Annotated in this window: 24 protein-coding genes; 16 read left to right on the plus strand and 8 right to left on the minus strand. The window is 63.2% G+C overall.

Annotated features, from left to right (window positions below; translation table 11 throughout):
• Positions 1 to 47 precede the first annotated feature (47 nt).
• Positions 48 to 683, plus strand: a complete 636-nt coding sequence (locus Q0T48_RS01655) for a GntR family transcriptional regulator (protein WP_295951486.1) — start codon at positions 48 to 50, stop codon at positions 681 to 683.
• 4 nt (positions 684 to 687) lie between these two features.
• Here Q0T48_RS01655 and Q0T48_RS01660 read toward each other — a convergent pair whose 3' ends face one another.
• From Q0T48_RS01660 to Q0T48_RS01675, 4 genes are all read right to left on the minus strand, one after another.
• Complete coding sequence (locus Q0T48_RS01660; protein ID WP_295951489.1) at positions 688 to 1,026, minus strand: ribbon-helix-helix domain-containing protein; 339 nt, start codon at positions 1,024 to 1,026, stop codon at positions 688 to 690.
• 58 nt (positions 1,027 to 1,084) lie between these two features.
• Complete coding sequence (locus tag Q0T48_RS01665; RefSeq protein ID WP_295951492.1) at positions 1,085 to 2,653, minus strand: GMC family oxidoreductase; 1,569 nt, start codon at positions 2,651 to 2,653, stop codon at positions 1,085 to 1,087.
• Between the two features lie 39 nt (positions 2,654 to 2,692).
• Positions 2,693 to 3,313, minus strand: coding sequence for a tat (twin-arginine translocation) pathway signal sequence (locus tag Q0T48_RS01670; protein WP_295951493.1), 621 nt, complete (start codon positions 3,311 to 3,313; stop codon positions 2,693 to 2,695).
• Between the two features lie 84 nt (positions 3,314 to 3,397).
• Positions 3,398 to 3,796: a VOC family protein gene (locus tag Q0T48_RS01675; protein ID WP_295951494.1), complete on the minus strand. Its 399-nt coding sequence runs from the start codon at positions 3,794 to 3,796 to the stop codon at positions 3,398 to 3,400.
• A gap of 442 nt (positions 3,797 to 4,238) precedes the next feature.
• On the opposite strand from Q0T48_RS01675, the gene Q0T48_RS01680 reads away from it, so the two are divergent.
• From Q0T48_RS01680 to Q0T48_RS01715, 8 genes are all read left to right on the plus strand, one after another.
• On the plus strand, positions 4,239 to 5,093 hold the full coding sequence (locus tag Q0T48_RS01680) for a protoglobin domain-containing protein (protein WP_295951646.1): 855 nt from the start codon (positions 4,239 to 4,241) through the stop codon (positions 5,091 to 5,093).
• Positions 5,094 to 5,109: 16 nt separating this feature from the next.
• Complete coding sequence (locus tag Q0T48_RS01685) at positions 5,110 to 5,478, plus strand: hypothetical protein (RefSeq protein ID WP_295951497.1); 369 nt, start codon at positions 5,110 to 5,112, stop codon at positions 5,476 to 5,478.
• 7 nt (positions 5,479 to 5,485) lie between these two features.
• On the plus strand, positions 5,486 to 5,824 hold the full coding sequence (locus Q0T48_RS01690; protein WP_295951499.1) for an ATP-binding protein: 339 nt from the start codon (positions 5,486 to 5,488) through the stop codon (positions 5,822 to 5,824).
• A 12-nt stretch (positions 5,825 to 5,836) separates the two neighbouring features.
• On the plus strand, positions 5,837 to 6,586 hold the full coding sequence (locus Q0T48_RS01695) for a SpoIIE family protein phosphatase (RefSeq protein ID WP_295951500.1): 750 nt from the start codon (positions 5,837 to 5,839) through the stop codon (positions 6,584 to 6,586).
• Positions 6,574 to 6,741 carry a hypothetical protein gene (locus tag Q0T48_RS01700; RefSeq protein ID WP_295951502.1) on the plus strand — a complete coding sequence of 56 codons (168 nt, stop codon included), beginning with the start codon at positions 6,574 to 6,576 and terminating at the stop codon, positions 6,739 to 6,741. Before Q0T48_RS01695 ends, Q0T48_RS01700 begins: the two co-directional genes overlap by 13 nt.
• An 18-nt stretch (positions 6,742 to 6,759) precedes the next feature.
• Positions 6,760 to 8,370, plus strand: coding sequence for an ATP-binding protein (locus tag Q0T48_RS01705; protein WP_295951504.1), 1,611 nt, complete (start codon positions 6,760 to 6,762; stop codon positions 8,368 to 8,370).
• The gene (locus Q0T48_RS01710; protein WP_295951506.1) at positions 8,255 to 9,367 is read left to right on the plus strand and encodes a response regulator; all 1,113 of its coding nucleotides are present in this window, start codon (positions 8,255 to 8,257) and stop codon (positions 9,365 to 9,367) included. The genes Q0T48_RS01705 and Q0T48_RS01710 overlap by 116 nt, the downstream gene beginning before the upstream one ends.
• Before the next feature lie 100 nt (positions 9,368 to 9,467).
• The gene (locus Q0T48_RS01715; protein WP_295951510.1) at positions 9,468 to 13,277 is read left to right on the plus strand and encodes a response regulator; all 3,810 of its coding nucleotides are present in this window, start codon (positions 9,468 to 9,470) and stop codon (positions 13,275 to 13,277) included.
• A 7-nt stretch (positions 13,278 to 13,284) separates the two neighbouring features.
• Here the strand turns inward: Q0T48_RS01715 and Q0T48_RS01720 are convergent, their stop codons facing one another.
• Positions 13,285 to 14,367 carry a PA0069 family radical SAM protein gene (locus tag Q0T48_RS01720; protein ID WP_295951514.1) on the minus strand — a complete coding sequence of 361 codons (1,083 nt, stop codon included), beginning with the start codon at positions 14,365 to 14,367 and terminating at the stop codon, positions 13,285 to 13,287.
• Between the two features lie 135 nt (positions 14,368 to 14,502).
• Positions 14,503 to 16,410 (minus strand): propionate--CoA ligase, encoded by a 1,908-nt coding sequence (locus tag Q0T48_RS01725; protein ID WP_295951516.1) that lies wholly within the window; start codon positions 16,408 to 16,410, stop codon positions 14,503 to 14,505.
• Positions 16,411 to 16,547: 137 nt separating this feature from the next.
• On the opposite strand from Q0T48_RS01725, the gene bktB reads away from it, so the two are divergent.
• From bktB to Q0T48_RS01745, 4 genes are all read left to right on the plus strand, one after another.
• Positions 16,548 to 17,732 carry a beta-ketothiolase BktB gene (bktB, locus tag Q0T48_RS01730; protein ID WP_295951519.1) on the plus strand — a complete coding sequence of 395 codons (1,185 nt, stop codon included), beginning with the start codon at positions 16,548 to 16,550 and terminating at the stop codon, positions 17,730 to 17,732.
• 8 nt (positions 17,733 to 17,740) lie between these two features.
• Positions 17,741 to 18,295 carry an MOSC domain-containing protein gene (locus tag Q0T48_RS01735; protein WP_295951522.1) on the plus strand — a complete coding sequence of 185 codons (555 nt, stop codon included), beginning with the start codon at positions 17,741 to 17,743 and terminating at the stop codon, positions 18,293 to 18,295.
• Positions 18,296 to 18,407: 112 nt separating this feature from the next.
• The gene (locus Q0T48_RS01740) at positions 18,408 to 18,833 is read left to right on the plus strand and encodes a BLUF domain-containing protein (protein ID WP_295951525.1); all 426 of its coding nucleotides are present in this window, start codon (positions 18,408 to 18,410) and stop codon (positions 18,831 to 18,833) included.
• Between the two features lie 27 nt (positions 18,834 to 18,860).
• On the plus strand, positions 18,861 to 19,559 hold the full coding sequence (locus Q0T48_RS01745) for an aspartate/glutamate racemase family protein (RefSeq protein ID WP_295951528.1): 699 nt from the start codon (positions 18,861 to 18,863) through the stop codon (positions 19,557 to 19,559).
• 75 nt (positions 19,560 to 19,634) lie between these two features.
• On the opposite strand, the gene dut is transcribed toward Q0T48_RS01745, so the two are convergent.
• Positions 19,635 to 20,081 (minus strand): dUTP diphosphatase, encoded by a 447-nt coding sequence (dut, locus tag Q0T48_RS01750; protein ID WP_295951531.1) that lies wholly within the window; start codon positions 20,079 to 20,081, stop codon positions 19,635 to 19,637.
• 10 nt (positions 20,082 to 20,091) lie between these two features.
• Positions 20,092 to 21,342 carry a bifunctional phosphopantothenoylcysteine decarboxylase/phosphopantothenate--cysteine ligase CoaBC gene (coaBC, locus tag Q0T48_RS01755; protein ID WP_295951533.1) on the minus strand — a complete coding sequence of 417 codons (1,251 nt, stop codon included), beginning with the start codon at positions 21,340 to 21,342 and terminating at the stop codon, positions 20,092 to 20,094.
• A 90-nt stretch (positions 21,343 to 21,432) separates the two neighbouring features.
• On the opposite strand from coaBC, the gene Q0T48_RS01760 reads away from it, so the two are divergent.
• The 3 genes from Q0T48_RS01760 to eno all read left to right on the plus strand — a co-directional run bounded on the left by Q0T48_RS01760 (position 21,433) and on the right by eno (position 25,361).
• Entirely contained in the window at positions 21,433 to 23,085 is a 1,653-nt protein-coding gene (locus tag Q0T48_RS01760) for a CTP synthase (protein ID WP_295951536.1), read from the plus strand.
• Positions 23,082 to 23,939: a 3-deoxy-8-phosphooctulonate synthase gene (gene kdsA, locus Q0T48_RS01765; RefSeq protein ID WP_295951539.1), complete on the plus strand. Its 858-nt coding sequence runs from the start codon at positions 23,082 to 23,084 to the stop codon at positions 23,937 to 23,939. Before Q0T48_RS01760 ends, kdsA begins: the two co-directional genes overlap by 4 nt.
• Before the next feature lie 138 nt (positions 23,940 to 24,077).
• Positions 24,078 to 25,361, plus strand: coding sequence for a phosphopyruvate hydratase (eno, locus tag Q0T48_RS01770; protein ID WP_295951542.1), 1,284 nt, complete (start codon positions 24,078 to 24,080; stop codon positions 25,359 to 25,361).
• The last annotated feature ends 5 nt before the right edge of the window (positions 25,362 to 25,366 follow it).

Raw genomic sequence — 25,366 nt, forward strand, 5'->3', positions numbered from 1 at the left:
CCATAATTATAAATTCAGAATTATTTAGGTCGCGTAGAATTTAGAATATGGCCGTGACTACATTGACCCCCCGCGCACTCTACGAAGAAGTAGCCGAGCTGCTGCGCCAGCGCATTTTTGACCGCACGCTGGCCCCCGGCAGCTGGATCGACGAGCTCAAGCTGGCCGAGGAATACGGCATCAGCCGCACGCCCCTGCGCGAAGCTTTAAAGGTGCTGTCCACTGAAGGCCTGGTCACCATGAAGGTGCGGCGCGGTGCCTATGTGACCGAGGTGTCCGAAACCGACTTAGCCGACGTGTACCACCTGCTGGGCCTATTGGAATCCGATGCCGCCGGGGTGGTGGCCCAGCGCGCCACGCCCGAGCAGTTGGCCGATTTGCAAACTATCCACACCGAACTGGAAGCCGCCGTGGACGACCGCGAGCTGTTTTTTGCCATCAACGAGCGCTTCCACATGCGGCTGCTGGCGATTGCCAACAACCGCTGGCGCGACCAGATGGTGGCCGACCTGCGCAAGGTGATGAAGCTGAACCGCCACAACTCGCTGCTGAAGTCGGGCCGTATCCAGGAGTCGCTGCGTGAGCACCGGACGCTGATGGAGGCGCTAGAGGCCAAAGACGCGCCGGTGGCCACCCAGCGCATGCTGGAGCACTTCCAGAACGGCCTGGCGGCCGCTGCTTAAACGTTCAGTGGCGCAATAAGCTGGGCGCTGCAGGCAGCACCGTCGGCATCAATGCCGGGTGCTCAGACACCGCAAACTCCCGCCCCGGCTGCGACAGGTAGCGCAGGCAGCACACCCGTAGGAACGAGGTGAAGTTGCCGTTCTCCTCGCGCAGGGCGGTCAGCTCATCGTGCAGGGTGGTGATCATCTGGTTGGTGGTTTTACCCTCGCGCCCGGCGATTTCGGCCAGCACATCCCAGAACAGGTTTTCCAGCCGGATGGTGGTCAGCACATTGTGGATGCGCAGCGAGCGGGTGCGGGCCTCGTACTGGATCGGGTCGGCACTGACGTAGACAGAACACATACTTGTCTCCTTTTATTTTGAGCGGGGCCGGTATTTCAACCAGCCCCGCAGCATGGCACTAAATCGCTTTCTGCGTCATTTGCTGGGTGATGTACCCCGCCTGCCGGATGGCCAGCGACACGATGGTCAGCGTGGGGTTCTCCGCCCCGCCGCTGGTGAACTGGCTGCCGTCCGAGATAAACAGGTTAGGGATGTCGTGCGTCTGGCCCCATTTGTTGCACACGCCGTAGCGGGCATCGGCGCTCATGCGGCAGGTGCCCAGGTTGTGCGTGGACGGGTACGGCGGCGTGCGGAAGGTGCGGATGGCCCCGGCAGCCTGGTAGACCCGCTCACCCTGGGTGAAAGCGTGGTTGCGCATGGCGATGTCGTTGTCGTGGTCGTCAAAATGCACGTTGGGCACGGGGTTGCCCCACTGGTCCTTGACATCCATGTTCAGCGTCACGCGGTTGGTTTCACGGGGCATGTCTTCGCCCACGATCCACATGCCCGCCAGGTGGGTGTAGCGGTCCATCCACCAGCTGAAATCTGCGCCCCAGCCACCCGGGTTCAAAAAGGCCGCCATAAAGGGCACGCCCAGCGACAGGGTTTCCAGCTCGTAACCGCCCACAAAGCCGCGCTTGGTGTCGTGCACCGCTTCGTCGCGCACGATGCCCGCCATGGTGGTGCCGCGGTACATGTGCACCGGGTTTTTGAAGGCCCCGTAGACCGTGCCGGTCAGGTGGCGCATGTAATTGCGGCCCACTTGGCCGGAGGAGTTAGCCAGCCCGTTGGGGTACAGGGTAGAAGCCGACAGCAGCAGCAAACGTGGCGTTTCGATCGAATTGCCCGCCACGCAGACGATGCGGGCTTTTTGCCGCTGCTCTTTGCCGTCTTTGTCAAAGTAGATGACCCCGCTGACCTTGCCCTCGGCGTTGTGCTCGATGCGCGAGACATGCGACTGGGGCCGCAGGTCCAGGTTGCCGGTGGCTTCGGCCTTGGGGATTTCCACGTACAAGGTAGACCACTTGGCACCCGATTTGCAGCCCTGGAAGCAAAAGCCCAGCTGCATGCAGCGCCCCCGGCCATCACGCGGCTGGCTGTTGATGGCCATCCTGCCGGTGTGCACCTCTTTGTAGCCTAGCTTGGTGGCGCCCGCATGGAGCACCTTGAAGTTGTTGTTGCCCGGCAGGCCAGGAATGCCGTTGGTACGGGTCACACCCATTTTGAACTCGGCCTTGGCGTAGAACGGCTCCAGCTCTTGCAGGGTGATGGGCCAGTCCAGCAGGTTCGCGCCTACCAGCTCACCGTAGTGGGTTTTGGCGCGGAACTCGTGGTCTTGCAGGCGCAACGAGGCACCAGCCCAGTGGGTGGTGGTGCCTCCCACGGTTTTGCAGATCCAGCTGGGCAGGCCCGCAAAGTCTTTGGCGATGCGCCAACTGCCCGAGGTGGTGCGTTTGTCCAGCCAGGCGAGCTGGCTGAACGATTTCCACTCGTCGTTGATGTAGCTGGACTGCGATTGCATCGCACCCGCCTCCAGCACCACCACTTTCACGCCCTGGATGCACAGTTCATGGGCCAGCGTGCCGCCGCCCGCGCCCGATCCGATGATGACGACGACACTGTCGTCATTGAAGTCTATTTTTGCCATTTTGTTTTCCTGAGATGTAATAGTTGAGGGCGTAGAAAATCAACCGAACCACGGTGGCGGGCTGTCTTCCAGGCTAGGCGCTGGCAACCATTTCAAATCCTGGAACCCGCGGGTGATGTAGCCGCCCTTCTCCCACGACGAGCCGGGGTAGCCCAGCACGGCAAAGGCCATGTCGTTGTCGTACAGCGAGGTCACGCACTGGCCGCGCACGGTGGCAAAAAACGGCGTGTCCTCCAGCCCTTTCACTATCTCCAGCTGCTTGGCGGCGCTGGCCTTGGCAAAGTGGCCACCCGCCGCCGTGTCCAGGCTGGCAATGCCGCTGCGCAGCAGTTCCAGCTTGGCCGGGTCTTTGGCGGCACCGGCATCCAGGTCTTTGGACAGCAGCGCGTACACCGCATCGGGCAGCTTGGCATGCGGGTACAGCACGCGGCCCATCTTCATCAAGGTACCGCCTTCGGCGCTGGTCAGGGTGGTCAGCTCCACCGCCCAGGCGTGGGACGGCGCCAACAGCGACAGCGTGCTACCCGCCACCAGCGTGCCCAGCAGCAGGCCGCTGCCGCGCAACAGGCTGCGCCGGGTCAGCGGGATGTTTTGGCGCGGCACTTCACCGCTGTCTTCGCCGCAGTTCTCTGCCACGGACGTGATATGGATAACTTTCATCGTTGTCTCCTTGTGGGGGAATTTTTTTGGCTAACTCACTTGCTCTCTAACTTACTAACTCTCTGTGGGGAAATCGGTTGCGCGCTACTGGTAATGACCGTGGCGTTCGAGCACCTCCACTTTGTAGCCATCCGGGTCCTGGATAAAGAAGTAGCGGGCGATCAGGGTGCCGTCGTCGGCCTTGAATTCCTTGATGTCCAGCGGGCTGTAGCCCAGCTCCAGCAGCCGCGCCCGGTCGGCTACCGCATCAGGCACGCACACGCCGACGTGGCCATAGCCGTCGCCGTGGGTGTAGGGCTCGGTGCGGTCGCGGTTCCAGGTCAGCTCGATCTCGGCATCGTTCTCGGCGTTGCGCAGGTACACCAATGAGAAGCTGGGGAAGTCCAGTCGGTGCGCAGGCTGCAGGCCGAAGCAGTCGGCATAGAACTTCAGGGATGCGTCCAGGTGCAGTACGCGCACCATGCTGTGGATGATTTTTGCCATGCGGGCCTTGTCGGTGGGTCGTTGGTGGAACAGGCTTTAACTCTAGGCCTATGGCCACTTGGCTAGGTAATAAACGGCTAAATCCCCGGCGTTCCCAGCCCAGAAAATGCTCATCGGAAACCCTAGTAAGTTCTTGTAGATGTAACTTCGGCGGATAAGTCCTTGAGCTACATTTTTCAACCACCTGCCATGCATTTGCTATCATTTTTATAACATATAGCCCAGGTTTAACATGCGCTTAAAGCCTATTTTTTATAAAAATAACGCTTAGTTGTGCCCTAAGTAGATGGGATTCAGCAGCATTGAATTGGTTACTGAATGTTGTTTTCAGCTAAGCTCCAGCAACACCTGCGCATTCCTGCCAAAGCTGCCCCAAAGGAACACCATGACCTATGTCGAACTGCTGGAAAAGTTCAGCATCACCCCGTAGGATGTCGACCTCATCCGCCGCGCTGGAACGATCCTGGTACCTCAACTCGAAGATTTTGTGGAGGAGTGGTACGTGTGGCTGCGCAAACAGCCCGAATACCTGCAGTTTTTCCCCGACACCGACAACGTGGGCCGCGTCAGCAAAATGCAAACCCGCCATTGGCAGGAGTTTTTTGCGGCCGAAGTCAACGACTTCTATGTCACCCGCCGCACCCACGTAGGCGCGGTGCACGCCCATATCGAGCTGCCCAACGATATTTACTTTGCCGGTGTCAGCATGTCCTACCAGATGTTTGTGGAGCGGCTGCGCAACACCGACACGCCGGTCAACGATGTGCTGGACATGGCTTTGGCGATCAGCAAACTGCTGAAGATGGATACGTTTTTGGTGATGGACACCATCTCCCGCATTACCCGTGAGCGGATTGCCGACCACAGCCGGGCGATGATGGAAATGTCTACCCCCGTCACGCCCATCTGGGAAGGCATCCTGCTGTTGCCGCTGGTGGGCATCATCGACACCACGCGCACCGCCGAGATCATGAACAAGACGCTGACCAAGATCGCCGAGAGCCGCTCCAAGGTGTTTGTGCTGGACATCAGTGGCGTAGCGTCGGTGGACACCAGCGTGGCCAACCAGCTCATCAAGATCACCAAGGCCACCCGGTTGATGGGCTGCGAGTCCATCATCTCCGGCGTATCGCCCTCGATTGCCCGCACCATGGTCGAACTGGGCGTATCGATTGGCGAGGTACGCACTACCGCCACCCTGCGCGACGCGTTCGAGTTGGCGCTTCGGGCCATCGGCGTGATGGACATGGTCCCACCCGCCAGCACCATCGCCATGCGACCGCGCATAGGCACCTAAGCTGCTGGCGCAGACCATGTCCACCCATGCGCTCAGCGGCGCGTCCATGACCGAAGTGCAGGGCTGCCTGGTGGTGACCATGCACAGCGAGGTCAGCGACGAGGCGTTTACCGCGCTGCACCAGGAGTTCTCGCAGCGGCTGGTGGACAACGGCCTGCCGGGCGCAATACTGAATCTCTCGGGCATGCAACTGCTGGACCAGCATGAATTCGGCCGCCTGCGCGAGCTGTCCCAAGTGGCCGGTTTTTTGGGGGCCGCCGTGGTGTTTGTCGGGCTGGCACCCGGCATTGCCGCGTTTTTGGCACAGGCCGACATGGACATCCACGGCCTGCAGTTTTGCCAGCATATGGAGGACGCCTTTGCATTCCTGGCGTCCAGCGCCTAGGCCCTGTATGCCCATCGCAGGCCAAACCTCGGGCATTGAAACCGCCTTCTTCCGGCTGCACTCACCACTGGACCTGCGTATAGCGGTGTCCGACGTGGCCCGTATGCCCAGTCTGGCCCGATTCTCCCCGGTAGACCTGTCGCTGCTGTCCACCGTGGTGTCCGAGCTGGGTAGCAACATCCTCAAATACGCAGGCAGCGGCCACATCCGTGTGCAAACCACCCGCGAAGACTTCCGCACCGCCGTCGAGTTGGTAGCCGAAGACAGTGGCCCCGGCATTCCCGACGTGCACCTGGCCTTGCAAGAGCACTACAGCTCGTCGGGCACGCTGGGCCTGGGCTTGTAAGGCGTGCGCCGCATGGTGTCGGAGTTCCATATCGACTCCGCCCCTGGCAAGGGCTGCCGAGTCCGAGTGCGCAAATGGCTGACCCTGCCCCCCGCCGCCCATGCCGCCAGCGAGCGCCCGGCCGTAGCAATGGTCACCCATACCCGTACCCACCAGGCCCAGGATGCCGCCGGGCAGAGCCTACAGTTTGAGATTGCCGAAATCAACCGCCCGTGCTACCCCGAATACGTTTCGGGTGACAGCACCGTGGTGCGCCCCCTGCAAGACGGCATATTGCTGGCCTGCATCGACGCATCCGGCCACGGCAAGCGGGCCCACGCGTTGTCGGTGCTGCTGGCCGACCACCTGCGTGCAACAACCCACCACGACCTGGCCAGCCTGCTGCACCAACTGCACCAGCGCGCCGTTGGCACCATCGGCGCGGCCATCGCCGTGGCCTATCTGGACCTGGCCCGCAACACGCTGAGCCTGGCCGAGATTGGCAACATCCGCATCCGCTGCATCGGCGCAACGCCCTGGGTGGGCATTTGCCGCGACGGCGTACTGGGTGAACGCTTTTCCACACCCGATGTGCAGCATTTCAGCCTGCAAGCCGACGATGTGGTGCTGCTGTTTTCCGATGGCATCCGCGAAGCGATCAGCCACGAGATACGCCCCCGCCTGCACCTGGGTACGGCCCGGCAGATTTCCGAGGCGGTGCTGCGGGTGGGCGGCAAAACCACGGACGATGCCAGCTGCATCGTTGTCAAATGCAAGACGTAGCCTGGATCGGCCGCCTCGCACTGCATACCCCCTCCTCGTGCCTGGAGGTGCGGCGCAAGTTGCTGCAGGTGCTGTTGGAGGTGGAGGGCCGCGCAGACAACGATGTGATGCGCTGCATACCGATGGCGTCCTGCGTGTCCGACATCTGCCGCTAGCTGCTGCAACACGGCCACTTGCCAGCAGTAGAACTGTCGTTCCACCGCGATGGGCACCGTGCATTTGCCACCCTCAGCTGTGTATCCCTCGCCCCGCTGCCCGCTCTACCGCACGGCCTGCTGGGCTTTGCACAGACCAGTGAGTTCTTTGAGTCCCTTGCATCCTTTACGCAGGCCCACGAATACGGCCTACGCCTGCACTTTGCGCTATGGCGCCACTTAAAGCTGTCTGACGTAGCCTCGCTACGCGCCCTGTTTGTCGAGAAATCGCGCGAAGAACTGTTTGCCGAATCGCAAAAAGCCGCAGCCGATATGCGTCTGCTGGTTGAACAATTGCGCATTGCCAAAGACGCAGCCGACGCCGCCAGCCAGGCCAAAGGCGACTTTCTGGCCAATATGAGCCACGAAATCCGCACCCCGATGAACGCCATCATCGGCATGTCGCACCTGGCACTGAAGACCGAGCTGAACCCGCGCCAACACGACTACGTGCTGAAAATCCGCCAATCGGGCCAGCACCTGCTGGGCATCCTGAACGACATCCTGGACTTCTCCAAGGTCGAAGCGGGCAAGCTCAGCATTGAACACACGCCGTTCGAACTGGACCAGGTACTGGAGAACGTCGCCAACGTGATTGCGGACAAAGCCCAGACAAAAAACCTGGAACTGGTGTTTGACCTGCCCGCCCATGTGCCGCAAAGCCTGCTGGGTGACCCGCTGCGCCTGAGCCAGATCTTGATCAACTACGCCAACAACGCCATCAAGTTCACCGAAAGTGGCGAAATCGGTGTGGTGGTGAGCATCGCCGAACCCACCAACGAAGCCGACCCAACCACCCACACCTTGCTGCGGTTTGAGGTACGCGACACCGGCATCGGCCTCAGCCCCGACCAAATCAGCCGCCTGTTCCAAAGCTTCAGCCAGGCCGACACCTCCACCACCCGCCAGTACGGCGGCACCGGCCTGGGACTAGCGATCAGCAAAAGCCTGGCTGGGCTGATGGGTGGCCAGGTGGGAGTAGATAGCACGCCCGGCCAGGGCTCGCGCTTCTGGTTCACCGCCCGCCTCGGCCTGGGCGAAAAACGCGACCGCCGCCCGGTGCCCAGCATCGACCTGCGCGGCAGCCGGGTGCTGGTGGTGGACGACAACGAAAACGCCAATACCGTGCTGGTAGAAATGCTGGCTGCGCTGAGCTTCAACGTCGCCTCGGTCTCCTCGGGCCAGGCCGCGCTAGAGGCTATTACCGCCGCCGACATGGCCGGCAATGGCTTCGACATCGCCATGCTGGACTGGCAAATGCCCGGCATGGACGGGTTGGAGCTGGCCCGCCGCATCGCCCAGTTGCCGCTCTCGCGCCAGCCCAAGCGGGTCATCGTCACAGCCTATGGCCGCGAAGAGGTGCAAGAGGGTGCCAAACGCGTAGGCGTGGAAGACCTGCTGCTCAAACCCATCAACGGCTCCGTACTGTTCAACACCATGATGCGCCTGCTGGCGCCAGCAAGCTGCACCCCACATGCACAGGCAGTACAGCGAATCCGGCAGCTCGGCACTGGACGCGTTGGTGCCCCTGCACGGCGCGCACATCCTGCTGGTAGAAGACAACGCGATCAACCAGCAGGTGGCATGTGAGCTACTGGCGGATGCCGGTTTCCTGGTGGAGGTGGCCGACAACGGCCAAATCGCGGTGAACATGGTGCGCGCGCGCCCGGCAGACCAGGCCTTTGATGTGGTGCTGATGGATATGCAAATGCCCGTGATGGACGGCCTGACCGCCACCCGCCTGCTGCGCCAGGACCCGCTCTACCAGTCCATGCCCATCCTGGCCATGACCGCCAACGCCATGCAGATCGACCGCAACCGCTGCACCGAGGCCGGCATGAACGGCTTTGTCTCCAAACCCATCGAACCCGATGCCCTGTGGAAGGCCCTGGCCCAGTGGATTCGCCCACGTGCCGGGCTGGGCACCCGGCCTGTACGGGTGCTCCCAGCCGCCCAGGCCAATGCCCCACAGGCACCGCACTTGCCCACCTTGCTGCACGGCGTACCAGGGCTGGGCTTGGCGCTGGGCCTGCAGCGGGTCATGGGCAAAGAATCACTCTACCTGGACATGCTGCGCATGTTTGTCGCGGGCCAGGCCAGCACCCCCCAGCAGATCCGTGCGCTGCTCGTCCAGGGCGATACCGCCACCGCCGAGCGGCTGGCCCACACACTGCGCGGCGTGGCAGGCAACATTGGGGCCAGCGCGTTACAACAGGCCGCCACCGAGGTCGAACTGGCCCTGCGCACGGGCGACAGCCTGGCCACCATCGATATCCTGCTGCTGCCGCTGCACAGCCAGTTGGCAGCGCTGTTGGAAGCGCTGCACAACGCCCTCGACAGCCTTGTACCGTTGGTACAAGCCCCCACCGCCATCGGCCCAGGCTTCGCGTCCACCTACCGCCAGTTGCAAGCTCTGCTGCAAGACGCAGACTCCGATTCGCTCAAGCTGTTGGATCTACACCAGGCAGAATTCAAAATTGCGCTGGGCCCGGCCTATGGCGATGTGGACAGCGCCATCCGTAGCTACGACTGCGAGGCGGCGATCCAACTGCTGCAAACCGCCTTGCCACCCGCTTTATTTAAATGAAATGTGACTCAGCCGCAATGTACATATGCACAGGTCGCTACAAAATATGCAGCATAGTACCCTTGGATAATTTTCAACCGCCCCCCACACGCTCCACCCCATGCGCACCTGGTTGAACCGCTGGCAGTTATGGCACAAGTTTGCCCTGCTCGGACTGTTAGGTCTGTTGATGCTGGCCCCACCGGTGTGGCTTTTTGTGCGCGAATCCAGCACCAAAATCCAGGCCCTGGAACGCGAGAACAAGGGGCTGGAGCCGGTACGCACGGTGCTGGAGGCCGTGACCCTGCTGCAACGGCACCGTACGTTAGCAGCGCGGCTGCATAGTGGCGATACCGAGACCCCGGTCTCCATGCTGCTGGCCCGCTCGCAAATCGACGGTGCACTGGCCCAAACCCAGGCTTTGCTGGAGAGCATCAAAACCAGCCAGATCGAGCTGCTCTGGAACAAAACTCTGGCCCAATGGAGCTACCTGCAGCTGATTCTGAACACCGAGTCCGCCGAGCCAGCGCTGGTTTTTGACACCCACAGCAACGCCATTGGGCTGCTGCTGAAAATACGCTACCAATTGGTGGACGACTTTGGCTTCAGCCTCGATGCCCAGGCCCCTACCTACCTGCTCGGGCGGGCCGCCCTGGTCGAATCTCTGGATCTGCTGGAATCGCTCTCGCAGGTCCGCGACAAAATTCTGCTGCTGCAAGCCCAAACCCAGATCTCACCCGAAGAAAACACCCAACTGGCCACCCTGCTCAGTGGCATCAACGAAGACTTTGACCAGTTGCAAAACACCCTGGACAAAGCCACCCATGACGACCTCGCCCTACAAGCCGTGCTTAACCAGCCATTGCTGAACCGCGTGCACTGGCAGCAAATCCACCCCCGCCTGTACCCGAAAACCTTGCACGGCATCCAGCAGGAACGCGTCAGTGCCGCTGATCTGGAGGTGCTGGACGACATCCTGGCCTCGCAAACCGCTTTCAGCGATGCCGCACTGCGTGCGCTGCAAGAACGGCTCGACACCCGCCTGGCCACACTGATCCGCACCCAGCACGCCCTGGCCGCCGGGATACTGGCCCTGGCGCTGTTTCTGGTCGGGCTGGCATCGTTAGTGGCCCGCTCCATCACCAGGCCCTTGTTACAGGCCGTGGACATTGCCCGCCAGGTGGCCGACGGCACGCTGGCCGCCGAACTGGAAAAGCCCGCGGGCGCACTGACCCACTCGGGCAACGAAACCGGCCACTTGCTGCAATCCCTCTACGCCATGCACCGCAGCCTGCAGCAAACGCGCGCCGAGCAACTGGTGGGCGAGCAGCAGGTGGCGCAGGCGCTGCGCGAGCAGCAGGTGATTTTTGAAGCCGTCAGCTTGGGGATTGTGTTTGCCGTGGGCCACACCATCCAGCGCTGTAACTCGGCCATGGAACGCATGTTTGGCTATCCGCCGGGCGACCTGGCGGGACGCGGCACCAAAGAACTATTCCGCAACGCCGCCGACCTGGCCGCCATCGGGCACAGGGTCAATCCGGCCATGCGCGAATCCGGCTTCTTCTCTAGCGACGTTGAGCTGTGCCGCAAGGACGGTAGCGCCCTGTGGGTGCACACCTACGGCCGGGCGATTGACGCGCATGACCTGCGACTGGGCGTGGTGTGGGTGTACGAAGACATTTCCGAGCAACGCGCCGACGCCGAAGAACTGCGCCAGGCCAAGGATGCCGCCGAACAGGCCAGCAAGGCCAAAAGCGACTTCCTGGCGAACATGAGCCACGAAATCCGCACGCCCATGAATGCCATCATCGGCATGTCGCACCTGGCGCTGAAGACCGAACTCAACCCCCGCCAGCGCGACTACGTCAGCAAAATCCGCCAATCGGGCCAGCACCTGCTGGGCATCCTGAACGATATTCTGGACTTCTCCAAGGTCGAAGCGGGCAAGCTGGCGATCGAGCACACCGCATTTGACCTGGAAGAGGTGTTGGCCAACGTAGTCAACGTGGTGGCCGACAAAACCCAGGCCAAAAACCTGGAACTGGTATGCGACCTGCCCGCCCAAGTGCCCCTGCAGCTGGTGGGCGACCCGTTGCGGCTGGGCCAGATCCTCATCAACTACACCACCAACGCCATCAAGTTCACCGAGCACGGCGAAATCCACATCACCGTGCGCCTGCAAGCCCAAACCGAGGGCGGAGTGGTGCTGCGCTTTGCCGTGCGCGACACCGGTATCGGCCTGACGCAAGAGCAAATCGGCCGCCTGTTCCAAAGCTTCAGCCAAGCCGACACCTCCACCACCCGCCAGTACGGCGGCACGGGCCTGGGCCTGGCGATCAGCAAAAACCTGGCCGCGCTGATGGGCGGCGAAGTGGGCGTGGAAAGCACCCTGGGCGAGGGCTCCACCTTCTGGTTTACCGCGCAACTCGGTCTGGGCGAGCGCCGCGCCCGGCCGCAGTTGCCCGGCAGCGGCACGCTGCGTGGGCGGCGCGTGCTGGTGGTGGACGACAACGATTCCGCCGCCACGGTACTGGTCGACATGCTGGAGGAAATGGGCTTCGCGGTGGAGGCCGTGTCCAGCGGGGCCCAGGCAATTGCTGCCGTGCAAGCCCAGGCCGCCAACGCCACACCTTTCGAGGTGGTAATGATGGACTGGCAAATGCCCGGCATGGACGGGCTGGAGGCCATCCACCAACTGCGCGCACTACAACTGCAGCCGGCACCGCACACTGTGCTGGTCACCGCCTATGGGCGCGAGGAAGTGCTGCAAAACGCCCACGCCGCCGATGTGTCCGACGTGCTGCTCAAACCCGTGGGCGCATCGCTGCTGTTCGACACCATGGTCAACGCACTGGGCCACGCCCGCACCCAGGACCGGCGCGCCCGCGCGCCCGGCGTGAGCGCTGCCATGGCGGCTCTGGCCCCGGTGCGCGGCGCACACATCCTGCTGGTGGAAGACAACGACCTGAACCAGCAAGTCGCCTCCGAGCTGCTGCAAGACGCAGGCTTCACCGTGGACATTGCCGACAACGGCCTGATCGCCGTAGCCATGGTCGGCCAGGCCACCTACGATTTGGTACTGATGGACATGCAAATGCCGGTGATGGACGGCGTAGCGGCCACCAAAGAAATTCGCGAAACCGGCCTGTACCCCGGCCTGCCCATCGTCGCCATGACCGCCAACGCCATGCAAAGCGACCGCGACCGCTGCCTGGCCGCGGGCATGAACAGCTTCGTGGCCAAACCCATAGAACCCGACGACCTGTGGCGCGCACTGGCCCAGTGGATCCGCCCCCGCGCCGGACTGGGCGAACCCAGCCTCCCGCCCACAGCGCCTGCGCCGGTGGACACCATCGACATTCCACAGGGCATTGCCGGGCTGGACACTGCGCTGGGCCTGAAGCGGGTGATGGGCAAGCAGTCGCTGTATCTGAGCATGCTGCGCAAATTTGCCATCGGCCAGGCACTGGCCACCCAGCACATCGCCGAAGCACTGCAAGCCGCCGACAGCGCCACCGCCGAGCGCCTGGCCCACACCCTCAAGGGCGTGGCGGGCAACATCGGTGCCAGCAGCCTGCAGCACGCCGCCGGTTTGCTGGAAGCCGCCCTGCACACCCAGCAGCCCTGCGACGCGCTGCTGGAGCCCGTGCACACCCAACTGGCCGCGCTGGTGGCCGCGTTGCAAGCCGCCCTGCCCGCGCCCGCCGCGCTGGCCGAGATCGACCAGGCGCAACTGGCCCCGGTGCTGGCCCAGCTGCGCAGCCTGTTGGCCGAAGACGATTCCGATGCCTCCGAGCTTTTCCAGCAGCACGGCAGCCTGCTGCAGGCCGCACTGGGTCCCGCCCACGCCGCAGTGGCTAGCGCCATGGGCGATTACGACTTTGAAGCCGCGCTCAAGGCGCTCAATGCCGCCGTGCCTGCCGCTGCCTGACGCGTCTCTAAAACAAACTCTCCTGGCCCGACAACAAGCCGGGCCGGAACTGCCCCGCGTCCAGCGCCACCCGTTCGCGGTTCAGGCCCAGCTTGGCGCAGGTTGTGTGGAAGCGCTGGCGCAGCAGGTCGGCCCACAGGCCGCTGCCCTTCATGCGGGTGGCGAAGTCGGCGTTGTAGTCTTTGCCACCGCGCATGTCCTGGATGCGGGCCATCACCCGGTCGGCGCGCTGCGGGTAGTGCAGCTGCAGCCACTGGCGAAACAGCGGGGCCACCTCCCAGGGCAGGCGCAGCACGGTGTAGAAGGCGGTGCGGGCACCGGCCTCATAGGCGGCAGCCAGCACCTGCTCCATGTCATCGTTGATGAACGGAATCTGCGGCCCCACGCTCACGCCCACCGGCACACCGGCATCGGCCAGGGCACGCACGGTGCGCAGGCGACGGTACGGTGCGGCGGCGCGTGGCTCCAGCGTGCGGGCCAGGGCGGCATCCAGCGTAGTGATGGTCACGTACACCACCGCCAGATTCCGCGCGGCCATGGGGGCCAGCAGGTCCAGGTCGCGCTCCACCCCGCTGCCCTTGGTCACCAGCGCCAGCGGGTGGTGGCAGCGATGGGCCACGGCAATCGCGCTGCGGGTCAGGCGCAGCTCGCGCTCGATGGGCTGGTAGCCGTCGGTCACCGTGCCCAGGGCCAGCATCTGTGGCACATAGCTGCGGGCGGCGAGTTCGCGGGCCAGCACCTCGGCCAGGTTGCGCTTGGCGATGATCTTGGTTTCAAAGTCCAACCCCGGCGACATATTCAAATAGCTGTGCGTGGGCCGGGCGTAGCAATAGATGCAACCGTGTTCGCAGCCGCGGTAGGGGTTCAGGCCGTAGTCGAAGTAAATGTCGGGCGAGTCGTTGCGGGTGATGGCGCTGTGCGCGTCTTCAAAAATGACCTGCGTGGCCAGGGGCAGGCGCGGCTCGGTGCCTTCCAGCGTGCCCCAGCCGTCGTCGAACGCGGCCCGCTCCTCGCTGCTGAAGCGGTGCGCCAGGTGCGTGGCCGTGCCCCGGCCTTTGATGGCGGTGATGGGGACCACAGCGTCTGTCACGCCTGCCCCCAGAACATAGGAAAATATTTAAACAAAATAGGCCTATAGCGTATATTCCGTCTACGCTACATGCTATATTTTCAATAGCATTTTATGGAATAATTAACTGAATATATATACAGTATATTCCAGTGCCTACTTGCCCGCAACCAGCTCCTTGATCTGCTGCAGGGCCGCCGGGTCGTCCATGGTGGTCAGGTCGCCAGGGTCGCGGCCTTCGCACACGGCTTGCACGGCGCGGCGCAGCAGTTTTCCGCTGCGGGTTTTAGGCAACAGGTTCACAAAGGTCACGCGGGCGGGCCGGGCCACGGCACCCAGGTCTTTGTCGACCATGCGCATCACCTCGGCTTCGAGCTGGGCGCGGGCGGCCTCATCGGTCAGCAGGCTGGCATCTTTGACCACGGCAAAGGCCATGGCCACCTGGCCTTTGAGCGCATCGGCCACGCCCACCACGGCCACCTCGGAAATATTCGGATGGGCCGCAATGCTCTCCTCGATCTCGCGGGTGCCCAAGCGATGCCCGGCCACGTTGATCACGTCGTCGGTACGGCCCAGGATGAAGAAATAGCCGTCGGCATCACGCACGCCCCAGTCGAAGGTGCTGTAGACCGTTCTGCCGGGCACGCTGGACCAGTAGGTTTGCACAAAGCGCGCATCGTCGCGCCACACAGTTTGCAGGCAGCCGGGGGGCAGCGGGCCAACGATTGCGACCACGCCCTTTTGGTTGGGGCCGGTGAGTTCTTCGCCGGTGGCATCGTCCAGCAGCTTGACGTTGTAGCCGTATACCGCCTTGCCCGGCGAGCCGAACTTGGTGGGGGCCGACTCCACGCCGTTGCACAGCGCCAGGATGGGCCAGCCGGTTTCGGTCTGCCAGTAGTTGTCGATGATGGGCTTGCCCAGGGCCTGGTGGATCCAGGTGGCGGTAGGCTCGTCCAGCGGCTCCCCGGCCAGGAACAACGCGCGCAGGCTGGACAGGTCGTACTTCGCCATCAGTGCCGGGTCTTGCTTCTTGAGCACCCGCACGGCGGTGGGCGCGCTGAACATCACCGTCACCTGGTACTTCTCCACCAGGCTCCACCAGATGCCGCCGTCGGGCCGGGTCGGCAGGCCCTCGTACAGGATGGTGGCCATGCCGCCGATCAGCGGGCCGTAGATGATGTAGCTGTGGCCCACCACCCAGCCGATGTCGCTGGTGCAAAAGAAGGTTTCGCCGGGCTTGCCGCCGTAGATGTGCGGCAGGCTGGCGGCTAGCGCCACGGCGTAGCCGCCGGTGTCGCGCTGCACGCCCTTGGGTTTGCCGGTGGTGCCGCTGGTGTACAGGGTGTAGCTGGTGTGCGTGGCATCGACCCAGGCGCAGGGCACCACCACGTCCATATGTTTGAGCCGCTCTGTGCCCCACAGATGGTCACGACCCGCTACCAACTCCATAGCAACCAGGCCGCGATCCACCAGCAGCACGGCGCGGGGTTTGTGGGCGGACAGGCGGATGGCTTCGTCCAGCAGCGGCTTGTAGGCCACGGCTTTGCCGCCGCGCGAACCGGCATCGGCGCTGATGACCACCACCGGCTCGGCATCTTCGATGCGCGAGGCCAGCGCGCCCGAGGCAAAGCCGCCAAACACCACCGAGTGGATGGCCCCGATGCGGGCACAGGCCAGCATGGCAAACGCGGCCTCGGCCACCATGGGCATGTAGACCAGCACGCGGTCGCCCTTGGCCACACCCAGACCCAGTAGCACGGCGGCCATGCGCTGGACTTCAGCGTGTAACTGGCGAAAGCTATAAACGGTTTCTTCGCCCGTCTCGGTGGACACAAAAATCAGCGCCCGCTGGTCGGCCCGGTCTATGAGGTGCCGGTCTACCGCGTTGTGGCACAGGTTGGTGGTGCCGCCGACAAACCATTTGGCAAACGGCGGGTGGCTGTAGTCGCACACCTGCTGGGGCCGCGTGTGCCAGTCGATCAGCTTGGCCTGCTCGCCCCAAAAGGCATCGCGCTCGGTAAGGGAGCGCTGGTAAAAATCAGCGTAAGTGGTGGGGGCGACCATGGATATCTCCGGTGTCATTCGTTGTTATGAAATTTGCATTCATAATTATGAATACGGAACTGGCTGGAAACTGACTTTTAGCGTCCCTACCCCGGCCCCCTCCGTTCCCTTTTTTTCACTTTTCTCAAGGAATCTCCATGGCCCGCAAAGTTGTTGTTGTTAGCGCCGTACGTACCGCGATCGGAACCTTTGGCGGCAGCCTGAAAGATGTCACGCCCATCGACCTGGCCGCCCAGGTGGTGCGCGAGTCGCTGCTGCGCGCCCAGACCGAGGGGGCCGATGTGGGCCATGTGGTGTTTGGCCATGTGGTCAACACCGAGCCGCGCGACATGTATTTGTCGCGTGTGGCGGCCGTGCAAGGTGGGTGCGGTGAGGGCACGCCCGCCTACAACGTAAACCGCCTGTGCGGCTCGGGCCTGCAGGCCATCGTCAACGCCGCCCAAAGTATTTTGCTGGGCGATGCCGACATCGCCATTGGCGGCGGGGCCGAGAACATGACCCGCGCCCCCTACGCTGCCCTCAGCGCCCGCTGGGGCCAGCGCATGGGCGATGCCAAGCTGACCGACATGATGATTGGCGCGCTGCACGACCCCTTCCACAACATCCACATGGGTGTCACGGCCGAAAACATTGCCAAAAAATGGGGCATCAGCCGCGAAGACCAGGACGCGCTGGCGGTAGAAAGCCACCACCGTGCCGAACGCGCCACTGCCGCCGGTTACTTCACCAGCCAGATCACGCCCGTAGTGCTGAAAAGCAAAAAAGGCGACACCCTGTTTGCCAGCGACGAACACTTCCGCACGGGCGTGACCCTGGCCGACATGGCCAAGCTCAAGCCCGCGTTTGCCAAAGAAAACGGCACGGTCACCGCCGGTAACGCCTCGGGCATTAACGATGCCGCCGCCGCGGTGGTGCTGATGGACGCAGCCACCGCCAAAGCCCGTGGCCTGCAGCCGCTGGCCCGCCTGGTGGCCTACGCGCACGCCGGGGTGGACCCGCAGTACATGGGCATCGGCCCGGTGCCCGCCACCCGCCTGGCGCTGCAAAAAGCCGGGCTGACGGTGCAAGACCTGGACGTGATCGAGGCCAACGAAGCCTTTGCCGCCCAGGCCTGCGCCGTGAGCCGCGACCTGGGCCTGGACCCGGCCAAGGTGAACCCCAACGGCTCGGGCATTTCGCTAGGCCACCCGATTGGTGCCACCGGCGCGCTGATCACCGTCAAGGCTCTGTACGAGCTGCAACGCATCCAGGGCCGCTACGCACTGGTGACCATGTGCATCGGCGGTGGCCAGGGGATTGCGGCGATTTTCGAGCGCTGCTGATCGATGTGATGCATCTGGGCAGCGTCAACATCGGCACCGCCCGCCCGCTGATGGCCGGTGGGCGACGCGTGCTGTCGGGCATTGGCAAGCACGCCGTGGCGGCACCAGTGGCCGTAGGCCGCCTGGGGCTGGCGGGCGACGAGCAGGCCGACCTCAGCGTGCACGGCGGGTTGAACAAAGCCGTCTACGCCTACCCCGCCGCGCATTACGCCTTCTGGCGGGCACAGCGGCAGGCACAGGGGGTAAGCCTGTTTGACGAAGACCTGCCGCCCGGCTTTGTGGGCGAGAACCTGACACTGCACGGCCTGCTGGAGGCCGAAGTGTGGGTCGGCGACACCCTGCATTTCCCCGACTGCAGCCTGCGCGTCACCGAACCGCGCCAGCCCTGCTTCAAATTCAACGCGGTGATGGGCTACGCCGGGGCTGCGCGCGACATGTTGCGCAGCGGCACCTGCGGTTTTTATCTGGCGGTGGTGCAGCCCGGCAGCATCGCCGCGGGCCAAGCCTTCACGCTGGAGCCGGGCCGCAGAAGCCTGGCCATTGCGGTGGCGTTTGCAGGCTAGCAGGCCCCATATTTGCGCGGCGTCCCAAGCCGGCCTAACCCCAGAGGCCCTTGCGTTAGCATCGCTCACCGCAATCGCCACCCGCTAAACCAATGGGGAAACCTTTCACCCTATGTCGCCCCTTCTCTGCCTGGTCTATGTCAGCACCGCCCACACCCGCCTGCGCGAGCCCGAGCTGGAGCAACTGCTTAGCCTGTCGCGCGCCCGCAACCAGCTAGATGCGGTCACCGGCGTGCTGCTCTACAACGATGGCAACTTCATGCAGTACCTGGAAGGCCCGGACGCGGCGCTGCGGCAAACCTACCAGCGCATCCGCGCCGACCCGTTGCACGGCAACCTCATCGAACTGCTGCTGGAGCCCATCACTGAGCGCGTCTTCACCACCTGGGCCATGGGTTTTGCCCGGCCCACCGCCTCCGAGCTGCTGGCCCTGTCGAACGCCCGCTGGAAGCGCATGGGCGTTGATACCACCATCCAGGCCAACGCACCACCGGGCGTACAGTTGCTGCACAGTTTCTGGCAGGCTGCAAAACGCTGAACCACACCATATTCACCTCGGCACAGCATGAAAACCATTGGCCTCATCGGCGGCATGAGCTGGGAATCGACCATTCCTTACTACCGCCAGATCAACGAAACCGTCAAACAGCATCTGGGCGGCCTGCACTCGGCCAAAGTCATTCTGGTCAGCGTCGATTTTTTTGAGATTGAACGCCTGCAGCACGCGGGCGACTGGGATGCCGCCGGGGCCTTGCTGGCCGAAGCCGCACGCGCCCTGGCCCGGGCCGGGGCCGACTGCGTGGTGCTGTGCACCAACACCATGCACAAGGTGGCCGCCGCCATTGAGTCCGCCGTCAGCATCCCGCTGCTGCACATCGCCGACCCCACTGCCACGGCTATTCAAGCCGCGGACTTCACCACCATTGGTCTACTGGGTACGCGCTTCACCATGGAGCAGGATTTCTACCGCGCCCGGCTGCAAACCCGCCACGGCCTAACGGTGCTGGTGCCCGACGCGCCGGGCCGCGACACCGTGCACCGCATCATTTACGAAGAGCTGTGCCTGGGCAAAATTGTGCCCACTTCGCGCGATGCCTACCGCGCCATCCTGGCCCAGCTGGTGGCCCAGGGCGCGCAGGCCATCATCCTGGGCTGTACCGAGATTGGCTTGCTGGTGGATGCCAGCGACTGCAGCGTGCCGCTGTTTGACACCACAGCCATCCATGCCGTCAATGCGGCGGAGTGGGCCTTGCAGGCAGCCTGATTCTATTTTTAGATAAAAAATGGCTCTAGCGCATACAGCGCCTTCGCAAGTAGCTATATAAACAGTAGCAAACCCTTAAGACTTGCCAGTCGACCCGTAGCCGCCTTCGCCGCGCACCGAGGCGGGGAATTCGGTGACCACGTTGAACCGGGCCTGCACCACCGGCACGATAACCAGTTGGGCCAGGCGCTCCATCGGTTCGATGGTAAAGGCCACGCTGCTGCGGTTCCAGGCGCTGACCATCAGCTGGCCCTGGTAGTCGCTGTCGATCAGCCCCACCAGATTGCCCAGCACGATGCCGTGCTTGTGGCCCAGGCCGGAGCGCGGCAGGATCATGGCGGCAAAGCCGGGGTCGGCCAGATGGATGGCGATGCCGGTGGGCACCAGTTGCCAGGCGTTGGCGGCCAGCACCAGGGGTTCGTCCAGGCAGGCGCGCAGGTCCAGACCGGCGCTGCCGGCGGTGGCGTAGGCGGGCAATTGGTCTGCCATGCGCGGGTCGATGATTTTGAGGTCGATGATCATTGTGGGAAAACTAGGAAATACGGTTGGCGATGTCGGCGACCAGTTGGCGCGCGAGGGTCAATTTGGAGGCGTGCGGCAGTTCGATGGCGTGGTGCGCATCGACCAGCAGCAGCGCGTTGTGGTCTTGGCCAAAAGTGGCCGGGCCGATGTTACCCACCAGCAGCGGCACGCCTTTGCGAGCGCGCTTGGCCTGGGCGTTGGCCAGCAGGTCTTGGCTCTCGGCCGCAAAACCTACGCAAAACAGCGCACCACTAAAAGCACGGGCCGATTGGGCCACCGTGGCCAGGATGTCGGTGTTTTCGACGAACTGCAACTGGGGCGTGGCACCCGAGCCGTCTTTCTTGATCTTGTGGTCTGCAGCGTGCGCGGGCCGCCAGTCGGCCACGGCGGCAGTTGCTATAAAGATAGTAGCTGCTTGTGCATGCTGCACCACCGCAGAGAGCATATTCTGTGCAGATTTCACATCCACACGCGCAACGCCGCGCGGGGTCGCCAAAGCCACCGGCCCGGCGACCAGCGTGACCTCGGCCCCAGCCTCGCGGGCGGCGCGGGCAATGGCAAAACCCATCTTGCCGCTGCTCAGGTTGGTGATGCCGCGCACCGGGTCGATCGCTTCGTAAGTGGGTCCGGCGGTGACCAGCACGCGCTGCCCGGCCAGGGTTTTGGGCTGGAAGAAAGCAACCACGTCCTCCAGCAGCTCGGCGGGCTCCAGCATGCGGCCGTCGCCGGTTTCGCCGCAGGCCTGCTCGCCCGTGCCCACGCCCAGAATCACTGCGCCATCGGCCTGCAACTGCGCCATATTGCGCTGGGTAGCGGGGTGCACCCACATCTCACGGTTCATGGCGGGGGCGACCAGCAGCGGCACGCTGGTCATGGGGCGGGCCAGGCACAGCAGGCTCAGCAGCTCGTCGGTGCGCCCTTGCACCAGCCGGGCGATGAAGTCGGCGCTGCACGGGGCAATCAGAATCAGATCCGCCTCGCGGCTCAGGTTGATGTGCGGCATGTTGTTGGGCTCGCGCGCATCCCATTGCGAGCTGTAGACGGGTCGGTTGCTCAGCGCCTGCATGGTCACCGGGGTGATGAACTGCGTAGCCGCCTCGGTCATCACTACCTGCACGCTGGCCCCGGCTTTGACCAGCAAGCGGCACAGCTCGGCCGATTTGTAGCAGGCAATGCCCCCTGTCAGGCCCAGCACGATGTGCTTACCTGCCAGGTCGCCGTCTGCCGCAGAAGAGGCCAAGAGAGAGGTGTTGGGGTTCATGCGCCGCAATGTAGCAGAGCCAGAGTGACCATTTAGCGCCCTTATAATCTTGTTTTACCACCTCCCCCGGGATCAGCTCCCGACTTTGAGATGACCAAATTTGTCTTCGTCACCGGCGGTGTCGTGTCCTCCCTGGGCAAGGGAATCGCCTCAGCCTCTCTTGCAGCACTCCTCGAATCGCGCGGCCTCAAGGTCACCCTGATCAAGCTGGACCCCTACCTCAACGTAGATCCCGGCACCATGTCGCCGCTGCAGCACGGCGAAGTCTTTGTGACCGACGACGGCGCAGAAACCGACCTCGACCTCGGCCACTACGAGCGCTTTGTTGAGACGCGCATGCGCAAGTCGAACAACTTCACCACCGGCCAAATCTACAAAAGCGTGCTCGACAAAGAGCGCCGTGGCGATTACCTCGGCAAGACCGTGCAGGTGATTCCGCACGTGACCAACGAAATCCAGGAGTTCATCAAGCGAGGTGCGCGTTTTGGCGAGCCCGACGCGGTGGACGTGGCGCTGGTCGAAGTGGGCGGCACCGTGGGTGACATCGAATCGCTGCCCTTCCTGGAAGCTGTGCGCCAGATGAGCCTGAAGCTGGGCCCGAACAACACCGCCTTCGTGCACCTGAGCTACGTGCCCTGGATTGCCGCCGCAGGCGAGCTCAAGACCAAGCCGACCCAGCACACCGCCAAGCAGCTGCGCGAAATCGGCATCCAGGCCGACGTACTGCTATGCCGTGCCGACCGCCCGATTCCGCAAGAAGAGCGCTCCAAGATCTCGCTGTTTTCCAACGTGCCCGAGTGGGGCGTGATCTCCATGTGGGACGTGGACACCATCTACAAAGTGCCGCGCATGCTACACGAGCAAGGCCTGGATGGCCTGATCTGCGACAAGCTGCGCCTGAACACCCCGCCCGCCAACCTCAAGCGCTGGGACGATCTGGTGTATGAAACCGCCAACCCGCGCGGCGACGTCAACATCGCCATGGTCGGCAAGTACGTGGACCTGAGCGACAGCTATAAATCGCTGAACGAAGCCCTGCGCCACGCCGGCATGAAGAACCATGTGCGGGTGAAGATCAGCTATATCGATTCCGAAACCATCGTCCCCGACACCGTGGACACGCTGGCGGCGTTCGATGCCATTCTGGTGCCCGGCGGCTTCGGCAAACGCGGCATTGAGGGCAAGATCTGCGCCGCCCAATTTGCCCGCGAGCACAAGGTGCCCTACCTGGGCATCTGCCTGGGCATGCAGGTAGCCACCATCGAATTTGCGCGCCACGTGGCGGGCCTGGCGGATGCCAACAGCACCGAATTCGAGCCACTGACCCCGCACCCGGTGATCGCGCTGATCACCGAGTGGAAAGACACCGACGGCACCATCAAGACCCGCAACGAAAACTCCGACCTGGGTGGCACCATGCGCCTGGGCGCGCAAAGTTCCGACGTAGCCCCCGGCACCGTGGCGCACGGCATCTACGGCGATGTGGTCACCGAACGCCACCGCCACCGCTACGAAGCCAACGTGCACTACCTGGACCGCCTGCGCGATGCCGGGCTGGTGATCTCGGCCCTGACGCAACGTGAGCAACTCACCGAAATGGTCGAGCTGCCGCAAAGCGTCCACCCCTGGTTTGTCGGCGTGCAGTTCCACCCCGAATTCAAGTCCACGCCCTGGGACGGCCACCCGTTGTTCAATGCGTTTGTGAAGGCGGCGGTGAAGCAGCACCAAGGAGCAAAAAAATGAAGTTGTGTGGATTTGACATCGGCCTCAACCAGCCCTTCTTCCTCATCGCAGGCCCCTGCGTCATCGAGTCAGAGCAGTTGCAGATGGACACCGCGGGCACCTTGAAGGAAATCACCACCGCCCTGGGCATTCCGTTCATCTTCAAGAGCAGCTTCGACAAGGCCAACCGCAGCAGCGGCAACACCTTCCGCGGCCCCGGCATCGACAAGGGCCTGGAAATTCTGGCCAAGGTGAAGCGCGAACTGGGCGTGCCGGTGCTGACCGACATCCATGACGAATCGCAAATTGCCCAGGTCTGCAGCGTGGTTGATGTACTGCAAACCCCGGCCTTCCTGTGCCGCCAAACCGACTTCATCCGCGCCGTGGCCCAGTCGGGCAAGCCGGTGAACATCAAAAAGGGCCAGTTTCTGGCCCCGGGCGACATGAAGAACGTGATCGACAAAGCCCGCGCCGCCGCTCTGGAAGCCGGACTGGAAACCGACAACTTCATGGCCTGCGAACGCGGTGCCAGCTTTGGCTACAACAACCTGGTCAGCGACATGCGCAGCCTGGCCATCATGCGCGACACCCTGGCGCCCGTGGTGTTCGATGCCACCCACTCGGTGCAACTGCCCGGCGGCAACGGCACCAGCAGCGGAGGCATGCGCGAGATGGTGCCCGTGCTGGCCCGTGCCGCCGTGGCCGTGGGCGTGGCCGGTGTGTTCATGGAAACCCACCCCGACCCGAGCAAAGCCATGAGCGACGGCCCCAACGCCGTGCCCCTGAAGCACATGCGCGCCCTGCTGGAAACCCTGGTGGCGCTGGACCGCGTGACCAAAAAGAACGGTTATCTAGAGAACAGCTTTTCCGCTTAACCACGGATTTGCAACAGTTACAACCCGCGAACAATCGGTGCATTGACGCGTGCGCGACACCAAAGCCATGCAAGAATTCAGGGCTGCGTAACTGGCTTGCCGCCGGCCCAATTTTTAACCATCCAAGGAAGACAAAAAATGAGTGCAATTGTTGACATCGTCGCCCGCGAAATTCTGGACAGCCGGGGCAACCCCACCGTCGAATGCGATGTGCTGCTGGAATCCGGCACCATGGGCCGTGCGGCCGTGCCGTCCGGTGCGTCCACCGGCTCGCGCGAAGCCATTGAGCTGCGCGATGGCGACAAGAAGCGCTACCTGGGCAAGGGCGTGCTGAAGGCCGTCGAGCACATCAACACCGAAATCTCCGAAGCCATTCTGGGCCTGGACGCTTCCGAACAAGCCTTTCTGGACAAGACCCTGATCGACCTGGACGGCACCGAAAACAAATCCCGCCTGGGTGCTAACGCCATGCTGGCCGTGTCGATGGCCGTGGCCCGCGCCGCTGCCGAAGAATCCGGTCTGCCCCTGTACCGCTACTTCGGCGGCATGGGCGGCATGCAAATGCCCGTGCCCATGATGAACGTGGTCAACGGTGGCGCGCACGCCAACAACAACCTGGACCTGCAAGAGCTGATGATCATCCCCGTGGGTGCGCCGAGCTTTCGGGAAGCGCTGCGCTACGGTGCCGAAGTGTTCCACGCGCTGAAGAAAATCTTGCACGACAAGGGCATGAGCATTGCGGTTGGCGATGAAGGCGGCTTTGCCCCCAACGTGCCCAGCCACGAAGCTGCCATCCAGATGATTTTGCAAGCCATCACCGATGCGGGCTACGTACCCGGCGAGCAAATCGCCCTGGGCCTGGACTGCGCAGCTTCCGAGTTCTACAAGAACGGCAAGTACGAACTGGCCGGTGAAGGCTGGTCGCTGACCAGCCAGGAGTGGACCGACATCATGGCCACCTGGGTCGACAAATACCCCATCATCAGCATCGAAGACGGTATGGCCGAAGGCGACTGGGATGGCTGGAAGATCTTGACCGACCGCCTGGGCAAAACCGTGCAAATCGTGGGCGATGACCTGTTCGTCACCAACACCAAGATTTTGCAAGAAGGCATCGACAAGGGCATCGCCAACTCGATCCTGATCAAGATCAACCAGATCGGCACCCTGACCGAGACCTTCGCCGCGATCGAAATGGCCAAGCGCGCCGGTTACACCGCCGTGATCAGCCACCGTTCGGGCGAAACCGAAGACTCGACCATTGCCGACATCGCCGTGGGCACCAATGCGGGCCAGATCAAAACCGGCTCCCTCAGCCGCTCGGACCGCATGGCCAAGTACAACCAGCTCTTACGCATCGAAGAAGACCTGGGCGACGTGGCCACCTACCCCGGTCGTAAAGCCTTTTACAACCTGAAATAAGGGCC

Origin of the sequence: Rhodoferax sp. (assembly GCF_025354435.1) — a bacterium.
Classification (GTDB): Bacteria; Pseudomonadota; Gammaproteobacteria; order Burkholderiales; family Burkholderiaceae_C; genus Rhodoferax_B.

Bases quoted from the DNA above. Each gene is read 5' to 3' on its own strand.
- Q0T48_RS01655 (WP_295951486.1), top strand. From the start codon at position 48: ATGGCCGTGACTACATTGACCCCCCGCGCACTCTACGAAGAAGTAGCC.
- Q0T48_RS01660 (WP_295951489.1), bottom strand. From the start codon at position 1,026: ATGTGTTCTGTCTACGTCAGTGCCGACCCGATCCAGTACGAGGCCCGC.
- Q0T48_RS01665 (WP_295951492.1), bottom strand. From the start codon at position 2,653: ATGGCAAAAATAGACTTCAATGACGACAGTGTCGTCGTCATCATCGGA.
- Q0T48_RS01670 (WP_295951493.1), bottom strand. From the start codon at position 3,313: ATGAAAGTTATCCATATCACGTCCGTGGCAGAGAACTGCGGCGAAGAC.
- Q0T48_RS01675 (WP_295951494.1), bottom strand. From the start codon at position 3,796: ATGGCAAAAATCATCCACAGCATGGTGCGCGTACTGCACCTGGACGCA.
- Q0T48_RS01685 (WP_295951497.1), top strand. From the start codon at position 5,110: ATGTCCACCCATGCGCTCAGCGGCGCGTCCATGACCGAAGTGCAGGGC.
- Q0T48_RS01690 (WP_295951499.1), top strand. From the start codon at position 5,486: ATGCCCATCGCAGGCCAAACCTCGGGCATTGAAACCGCCTTCTTCCGG.
- Q0T48_RS01695 (WP_295951500.1), top strand. From the start codon at position 5,837: ATGGTGTCGGAGTTCCATATCGACTCCGCCCCTGGCAAGGGCTGCCGA.
- Q0T48_RS01700 (WP_295951502.1), top strand. From the start codon at position 6,574: ATGCAAGACGTAGCCTGGATCGGCCGCCTCGCACTGCATACCCCCTCC.
- Q0T48_RS01710 (WP_295951506.1), top strand. From the start codon at position 8,255: ATGCACAGGCAGTACAGCGAATCCGGCAGCTCGGCACTGGACGCGTTG.
- Q0T48_RS01715 (WP_295951510.1), top strand. From the start codon at position 9,468: ATGCGCACCTGGTTGAACCGCTGGCAGTTATGGCACAAGTTTGCCCTG.
- Q0T48_RS01725 (WP_295951516.1), bottom strand. From the start codon at position 16,410: ATGGTCGCCCCCACCACTTACGCTGATTTTTACCAGCGCTCCCTTACC.
- bktB (WP_295951519.1), top strand. From the start codon at position 16,548: ATGGCCCGCAAAGTTGTTGTTGTTAGCGCCGTACGTACCGCGATCGGA.
- Q0T48_RS01735 (WP_295951522.1), top strand. From the start codon at position 17,741: ATGCATCTGGGCAGCGTCAACATCGGCACCGCCCGCCCGCTGATGGCC.
- Q0T48_RS01740 (WP_295951525.1), top strand. From the start codon at position 18,408: ATGTCGCCCCTTCTCTGCCTGGTCTATGTCAGCACCGCCCACACCCGC.
- Q0T48_RS01745 (WP_295951528.1), top strand. From the start codon at position 18,861: ATGAAAACCATTGGCCTCATCGGCGGCATGAGCTGGGAATCGACCATT.
- dut (WP_295951531.1), bottom strand. From the start codon at position 20,081: ATGATCATCGACCTCAAAATCATCGACCCGCGCATGGCAGACCAATTG.
- coaBC (WP_295951533.1), bottom strand. From the start codon at position 21,342: ATGAACCCCAACACCTCTCTCTTGGCCTCTTCTGCGGCAGACGGCGAC.
- Q0T48_RS01760 (WP_295951536.1), top strand. From the start codon at position 21,433: ATGACCAAATTTGTCTTCGTCACCGGCGGTGTCGTGTCCTCCCTGGGC.
- kdsA (WP_295951539.1), top strand. From the start codon at position 23,082: ATGAAGTTGTGTGGATTTGACATCGGCCTCAACCAGCCCTTCTTCCTC.
- eno (WP_295951542.1), top strand. From the start codon at position 24,078: ATGAGTGCAATTGTTGACATCGTCGCCCGCGAAATTCTGGACAGCCGG.